General features: G+C 66.6%; 7 protein-coding genes. 3 read left to right on the top strand and 4 right to left on the bottom strand.

Annotated elements, in window-relative coordinates:
* Positions 1–115: 115 nt before the first annotated feature.
* The 4 genes from ACFRCR_RS15025 to ACFRCR_RS15040 form a co-directional block, all read right to left on the bottom strand.
* Entirely contained in the window at positions 116–1,006 is an 891-nt protein-coding gene (locus ACFRCR_RS15025) for a DNA adenine methylase (protein WP_377678627.1), read from the bottom strand.
* 4 nt (positions 1,007–1,010) lie between these two features.
* On the bottom strand, positions 1,011–2,363 hold the full coding sequence (locus ACFRCR_RS15030) for a hypothetical protein (protein ID WP_377678629.1): 1,353 nt from the start codon (positions 2,361–2,363) through the stop codon (positions 1,011–1,013).
* An 88-nt stretch (positions 2,364–2,451) separates the two neighbouring features.
* Positions 2,452–3,618, bottom strand: coding sequence for a winged helix DNA-binding domain-containing protein (locus ACFRCR_RS15035; RefSeq protein ID WP_377678631.1), 1,167 nt, complete (start codon positions 3,616–3,618; stop codon positions 2,452–2,454).
* Between the two features lie 33 nt (positions 3,619–3,651).
* The gene (locus ACFRCR_RS15040; RefSeq protein WP_377678633.1) at positions 3,652–4,338 is read right to left on the bottom strand and encodes a DUF2993 domain-containing protein; all 687 of its coding nucleotides are present in this window, start codon (positions 4,336–4,338) and stop codon (positions 3,652–3,654) included.
* A 125-nt stretch (positions 4,339–4,463) separates the two neighbouring features.
* On the opposite strand from ACFRCR_RS15040, the gene ACFRCR_RS15045 reads away from it, so the two are divergent.
* The 3 genes from ACFRCR_RS15045 to ACFRCR_RS15055 all read left to right on the top strand — a co-directional run bounded on the left by ACFRCR_RS15045 (position 4,464) and on the right by ACFRCR_RS15055 (position 7,204).
* A complete protein-coding gene (locus ACFRCR_RS15045; protein WP_377678635.1) occupies positions 4,464–5,246 on the top strand; it encodes an LLM class F420-dependent oxidoreductase in 783 nt (260 codons plus the stop codon).
* Positions 5,247–5,315: 69 nt separating this feature from the next.
* Entirely contained in the window at positions 5,316–6,701 is a 1,386-nt protein-coding gene (locus ACFRCR_RS15050) for a multidrug effflux MFS transporter (RefSeq protein ID WP_377678637.1), read from the top strand.
* 131 nt (positions 6,702–6,832) lie between these two features.
* Positions 6,833–7,204, top strand: a complete 372-nt coding sequence (locus tag ACFRCR_RS15055; RefSeq protein WP_377678639.1) for a VOC family protein — start codon at positions 6,833–6,835, stop codon at positions 7,202–7,204.
* The last annotated feature ends 91 nt before the right edge of the window (positions 7,205–7,295 follow it).

Consider the following 7,295-nt stretch of genomic DNA (forward strand, 5'->3'; position numbering starts at 1 on the left):
GCCCGAGAGGGCGCAGGCACCCTCGCGCCCGGGGATCTATCAGGCGACTCACGCTTGACCAAGTTCCGAACCATTGAAACTACGCGCCCAGGACCAACCGCGAGCCCAGAGCGACTCATCGAAGCGATAGTCGCTCGATGGCATCCCAACGCGCCCTAGACTTTCCAATTAGCGGGACATCCGGAATGATCAACCCGTTACTGAACACTACAATCTCTTCACCAACATGCTGGCGCTGCGCAGTGTGTGCAATGTCGAAGGTTGCCGCCCGCAGCCCTTGATACAAGTCCTCCGTTATCCTCGAATCCACGTCATAGGTGAGAAACCAGCGCAAATCAGAGCTCTTTAGCATTTTCGCGAGCCGCGCATGGTCACCAGACGAAAGCGAATCCAAGTACAGGCGCTCGCCTTGCACTAGATACGGAGGATCCACATATACAAGAACGTCCGGCTCGTCCGTTGATAGCCTCGTCAGGAATTCTCTCCCGTCGAGAGCGCTAACCGAGACTCGATCCCGATACGCCCACAGTTTTCGAACCCTCGCCGCCAGAGCAACATGGTTGTATCGAGCATCAATCTTCCAAGTACCGTTCTGCTCGAATCCACCAATCGGGCGAGCGTCCAAAATTCCCGAGCGGTTGCATCGATTCAACAGAAAAGTCGCAAAACCAAGCTCAAACGTGGTCTCGGTCGCTCCCGCCTGATAGACATCCCGGGCAAGGCGCCATGTGTCAAGATCAACCTTCGTGGTTTCAATTACCTGAGCAAGTCGCTCACCTTCCTCAAAAACGGCTCGCCAGAACGAAGCGATCCCCAGGTTCAGATCATTAAGGTAGACCTTCTCGACACTTCCGTCCACCAACAGCCGCAAGGCTGCGCCAGCACCCCCTGCGAATGGTTCAGCGAACGAAACGGGTGCACGATCCTGCGCTTCAATGAGCGACGATATGAATGGCGCCAATCTCGCCTTGCCGCCCGGATAGCGAAGCGGGCTGACGTATCTCATATGCCTATCGTCGTCCAAACGTATCATTAAGAGCCTGCAGAAAGGGTCCGGCCATCGCCGACCGGCGAAGCACTGTGCCAGTGTCGGCGACGGCAACGGGGTTGTGAACATACATGTGAAGCTCGCTCAGCGAAGGATCGTCCGAGTTCTTCTGTGCAGATAGCCAAAGCTGCTCGTATCGCTTGTCTCTCTTCAACGGATTTTCCGCGGCCGGATCAAGACCAAGGATGCACTTTCGAATCTTGTCGCGAAAAGCATCGCCTTCCTTGCACCATCCCTGAGTTACCCCGACCTCCGTCGCGGCCAGTTCCACAATGATCCGAATAAGGAGCGCGCAAATCCGTGCATTGTCTACAATCGGCAAAAGCCGCGTCGACCGGAGGACTTGCTGAGTCCCGACACTAAGGCTTCCAAGGCTGACCCGCTCGAAAATGACGCGCTCATCACGCTGTGACTTTCGCGGAGGCCTTGCCGGTGAAACTTCCAGTGGCAGTTCGTTCGATGCACCCACATTCAAGACCGTGGGAATTTCCTTCACAACGCGGGTTCGCGGACGAGGGATCTCACCCAGAACTTCGTTGACATACTGTTGACGCTTCTTCTTCGTGTGCACATCTGTAACGGTGATGCCATTAGCTGCGTCGCCGATAATTCGACGCACAATTGGAGCAACTTCCTCTTTGGCGTGGCTCGCAGATACCCCATCTGGCCCCAATGTAATTCCGATGTCATTGCGCACATCCGGGTCACCTATGATTCGACCCAGCGTCGTGGGGCGCTCCTTCATGGCCTTAATAAGATCTGCCTGAGCAGCGGGATCATCACCGAGAAAATCCTCTGCGAATACGGCAAATCTAACAGCCTTATCGACATCAGTTGACGGCTTTCGCGAGTGACGATTCGACTGGATAGAACTCCATCGCTGTCGAGCCTTCCCGCCTTGTTGAGTATCATGAAGGAGGCCGATCCAGTAGTGAGCCTCATCTCTGCTGGGCGCAAGAGCGCAATCAACTTTATGCGGCCCCTTCCCGTGTTTGCGAGAGATTTCGAGCAACTTTGCCTGAAGTTGGAGATCTTTGGACAGGGATGGGTCTGCTAGAAGTTTGAGCACCGTAACTCGACGATTTCCCTCGAGCACGACAAAGCGCTCGTCCTCGTTTACAACAATCCATGGCTCGGCCGGATTGAGGCCGCGTTCTGCGACGCTTCGAGCCAGATCCGCCAGTTTCATTCCTTGGTCTTCCACGATCGAATCAATCGCGGATTCCTGGTCGAAGACCTGATCGATTCGGGAGTTCGAGATGTCAAGTTGCAGCGCCCCCACGTCCACCGTGACGCGCTCGAACGATGATGTCATGGCGACATCCTCCCATGCGTTGATACCAGAGCCCAGCGAGCCGACTTTCTTGTGACAGTGAGCATGAAGACTGACCCACTGGAAGAGTTCACCTGGCATCTCGTTCGAGGCTTAGCGCCCAGTGAGCCGCGAGCCGTTCCGCCTGGGCGTCGAGGCCCTGCTGCTCGGCCCGGGTCAGCGGCCGGAAGAGCTGGGTGTCGAGGCGCAGGGTCCTCGCGGTCAGGGCGTGCCGCCACCGCCCGACGACGCGGCCGTCCACGGCGATCACGTGCAGGAACGGCGACACCTCCTTGCCGGGAAGGCGCAGCGGGAGCACGGCGGGCGCCTCGGCCGAGAGCGGGTCGCGGGCCAGGTCGCGGCTGTCCTTGTACGACACGAAGTACTCGTCGTACCCCTGGAGCAGGTCCACCTGTTCAACGCGCTCGGAGGCGCCCTGCGCGGCCGAAGGCGGGCCGTCGACCAGCCGCCAGAACGACAGGCCTTCGGCATCGCCCGCGCCTGCGACCTGCTCGACGTCCGCGCCGAGCAGCGCCAGCCCCTCGCGTGTCCGCGTCAGCGTGAGACCCGACCAGCCCGCGAAGTCCTTGACCGTCGCGAGCCCCCGGCTGCGCAGGTACCGCCGCAGCAGCTCGACGAGCGCGGCGTCGTCGTCGTACGTCGCGCCGAGGGGCCCGAAGCCCGCGGGCACGCGCTCGTCGAACGCCGCGTACGTCTGCTGCCTGCCGCGAAGTACGCCGCTGACGAGGACCCCGTCGAGCTCGGCCCGCATCACGATGTACGTGAACGCGAGCCCGTTCGACGGCAGGCCACGGTCCGCGAGCAGCGCCGCGAGCTCGGCCCGCGTGCGGTGGTTCCCTTCCGCGACGGCCTCGGCGAGCAGGTCGGTCGCGGCCGCGTCGTGCGCCGGGCCGCCCAGGTCCGGGTAGTACGGCCGGTTGAGGCGATGCACCCGGGGCGCGGTGAGCCGCAGGAGCCAGCGGGCGTCGTCGGGCAGGACGTGGTGCCACGTGGGGCGCAGGACGTGCGTGCGCAGGAACGCTCCCGCGGAGAAGTCGTCGCGGACCGACGCGGCGGACGGCGTCCCCTCGGTGCGCTGCGCGATCCCCCACAGGGACGGGTGGAACTCTTGCGACTGGACGGCCCCCAGCTGCCCGACGACGTCGCGCACGCTCGCGAGACCGGCGCCCCGCAGGTGGTGCGCTGCGAGGCGGGTCGCGACGACCGTCGCCGCGTCGGGCGACCCGGCACCCGCCATGTCTCTCACCTCACCCGGTCTCTCACGCCCGGCTCACGACACCGCGAGGTCGGCGAGCGCGACGTCCTTCCCGGACAGCTCGACCCGGATCGCCCCGTCGCTCACCCCGACCGACGTGAGGCTCACGCCGGTCGGGAGGTCGAGCGGGACCGTCAGGTTCGTCACGAGCCTTGCGATCGGGGCCGGGAGGTCCGAGATCGTGATGGTCGCGGGGCCGAGGGTGAGCGCGGAGACGTCGACCGCGATCGTGTTGCCGTCGACGCGCGGCGTGAGCCTCGCGGACAGCGGCACCCCCAGGACGTCCATGCTCGCGACGAGCAGGTCCCCTTCGGTGCTGAACGTGACCGGGTCGCCGGCCGCCTTGCTCACGACCGCGTCGAGCGACGACGGCGCGAGGAACCCCGTCGCGGTTCCCGACCGCACGACGTAGGGGTCGCTGGTGGAGACGCCGTGGGCGTCGAGGCGCAGGTCGGTCACGGTGTACCCGCCGAACGTCGCCGTCGCGGCGGATCCCGTGACGTGGTCCAGCTCGCCACCCGCGACCTGGGTCAGGAACGGGAAGCCCAGGACGTCGAGGTTCGCGTCGGTCAGCTCGACGTCCCCCTGCTCCATGGACCGCACCGCGGTCGCCTCGGCGATACGCACCGTGACACGGTCCACCACCACGAGCACGAGCACCAGGACGACGAGCCCGCCGACCACCCACCACCATCGCTTCATCCGCCCACAGTAGGTGCCGAATCTGGACATCGCCTGGCCGTTGCACATCTGTGACCTGCGGAGTTGGGTGCGTCCTCGGGAATGGGCTCGCCACCACGGCACGCCGTCTGCCTAGGGTGATCCCCATGACTCGTCCCGTACGCATCGGTGTCCAGCTCCAGCCCCAGCATGCCGACTACCCCCAGATCCGTGACGCGGTCGCCCGCGCCGAGGACGCCGGGGTCGACGTGATCTTCAACTGGGACCACTTCTTCCCGCTCACCGGCGACCCCGACGGCAAGCACTTCGAGTGCTGGACCATGCTCGGTGCGTGGGCCGAGCAGACGAGCCGCGTCGAGATCGGGGCGCTCGTCACGTGCAACAGCTACCGCAACCCCGAGCTGCTCGCCGACATGGCCCGGACGGTCGACCACATCTCGGGCGGCCGCCTGATCCTCGGGATCGGCGCCGGCTGGTTCGAGAAGGACTACGACCGGTTCGGCTACGAGTTCGGCACCGCGGGCTCGCGCATCGCCGACCTCGCGGACGCGCTCCCCCGCATCAAGTCCCGCTGGGCCGCGTCCAACCCGGCGCCCACGCGCGAGATCCCGATCCTCGTCGGCGGCGGTGGTGAGCGGAAGACGCTACGCATCGTCGCCGAGCACGCGACGGCCTGGCACTCGTTCGGCGACGCCGCGACGCTCGCCCGCAAGAGCGCGATCCTCGACGAGCACGGCGCCGCCGTCGGCCGGGACACGGCCTCGCTCGTCGAGCGCTCGGTCGCGGTCAACCGCCCGCCCGCCGAGGTGGGCGAGGAGCTCGTGGGCCTCGGCGCGACGCTCCTCACCGTCGGGGTCAGCGGACCCGACTACGACCTGTCCCTCGTGAAGCAGTGGGTCGCGTGGCGCGACGCGCGCGCCCAGGCCTGACCCGTCTCACCCCTCGGATGCCGTACGCCGTCCGGGAACAACGACCTGGCGGTCGGGGTTGGCGCAGTCATGGCCACCCCACCACCAGCGTCGTCAGCGACCGCGCCCACGCGCGCCACCCGGATCACCGTCGGCTTCGTCCTGCTCCTGTCGGCCCTCACGGCGATCGGCCCGCTCACGATCGACCTGTACCTCTCGGCCTTCCCGCAGATCGTCACGGAGCTCGGCACGACCGAGTCCCGCATCCAGCTCACGCTCACCGCGACCCTCGCGGGCCTCGCGCTGGGCCAGCTCCTCATCGGCTCGCTCTCCGACGCGGTCGGGCGGCGACTCCCGCTGCTGTCCGCGCTCTCGATCTACGTGCTGGCCTCGGTCGGGATCGTGTTCGTCCAGTCGATCGAGATGCTGACCGTGCTGCGGTTCGTCCAGGGCCTCACGGCCGCGGCCGGCATGGTCCTGTCGATGGCGATCGTGCGTGACAACTTCGAGGGCTTCCTCGTCGGCAAGGTCATCGCGCGCCTCATGCTCGTCGTGGGCGTCGCGCCGATCCTGGCCCCGACGATCGGCGCCCAGTTCCTGCGCATGGGCTCGTGGCGCCTGATGTTCGTGGCCCTCGCCGTCTTCGGCGTGCTGCTGCTCGTCCTCGCCGCGCTGCGCCTCAAGGAGTCGCTGCCCCCGTCGATGCGGCGGACCGGAGGGACGGTCGCGGCGCTGCGCTCGTACGGTTCCCTCGTGCGCGACTGGTCGTTCTTCGGCCTCGCGCTGCTCGGCGGGTTCTACATGGCCGCGATGTTCACCTACATCTCGGCGTCGACGTTCGTGTTCCAGGAGCAGTTCGGCCTGAGCGCCCAGCAGTACGCGATCATCTTCGGCGCGGGCGCGGTGTCGGTCACGATCGGCAGCCAGGTCAACGGCGCGCTCGTCGGGCGCGTGACGCCCGCGCAGATCCTGCGCGTGATCGTGCCGGTCGGGATCCTGCTGTCGGCCGCGCTGTTCGCCGCGACCCTGAGCGGCGCAGGCCTGCCCGTGATCGTCGCTCTCATCGTCCTGACGCTCGGCACGGCCGGGTTCGTCATGCCGTCGGTCCCCGCGGTCGCCCTCGAGCGCAACGCGCACCGTGCGGGCAGCGCCGCAGCCCTGCTCGGGGCCATGCAGTTCGGCGTCGGTGCGGGCATCGCACCCCTGACGGGCCTCATCGGCGGCGACGTCACGATCACCATGGCCGCAGTGATGTTCGGCGTCATCTCGGTCGCAGGACTGCTGCTGCTGAGCCTCACGCGGTCGCTGCGGGCGGCTCCCGGCGCCGCAGCAGGCTCGACCGACGTGCCTGACACCGCCGACGAGCCGGTGCTGGTCTCCGACGCCTCCGAGCTCGGGGTCGTCGCGGCGGCCGAGGCGGTGGTCGAGGCGGCCGAGGCGGCGACCCCCGTGGCCCCGGTGACCCGCCGCGCCTGAGCCCCGCCGCGGTGCCGCGAGAGTCCCGGTCAGCGGGTGGCCGCTTCTCTTCGTACGGTGGAGACGTGCCCACCGCACACCTGTCGGCGGGGCCGCGCACGTCTGCAGCCGATCAGCAAGGAGCGACGACCATGGACTGGAAGCTCGAGCTCATCCCCGTGCCCGTGTCGGACATCGACCGGGCCAAGGCGTTCTACGTCGACCAGGTCGGGTTCAACGCCGACCACGACATCCCCGTCGACGAGGACCTGCGGTTCGTGCAACTGACCCCACCGGGTTCCGCCTGCTCGATCGTGCTCGACGTCAACATGACCGACATGCCGTCGGGCGCGCAGCGCGGCCTGCAGATCGTCGTGCCCGACGCCGACGAGGCCCGTCAGCACCTCCTCGACCACGGTGTCGACGCCCCTCCCGTCGAAGACCTGCCGTGGGGCCGGTTCACGTACTTCAGCGACCCGGACGGCAACACCTGGGCGTTGCAGCAGCTCGTCCCGCAGGGGTGACGGCAGCGGTGGGGCGACGTTCGCCGGAGGTGACGTGCCGCGCGAGGTGAGCGCCGTCGTCGGGCCCGTGGTCGACGCCGGGCTGTCCCAC

Source organism: Oerskovia sp. NPDC056781 (genome assembly GCF_042789955.1).
In the GTDB taxonomy this organism is placed as follows: domain Bacteria; phylum Actinomycetota; class Actinomycetes; order Actinomycetales; family Cellulomonadaceae; genus Oerskovia; species Oerskovia rustica.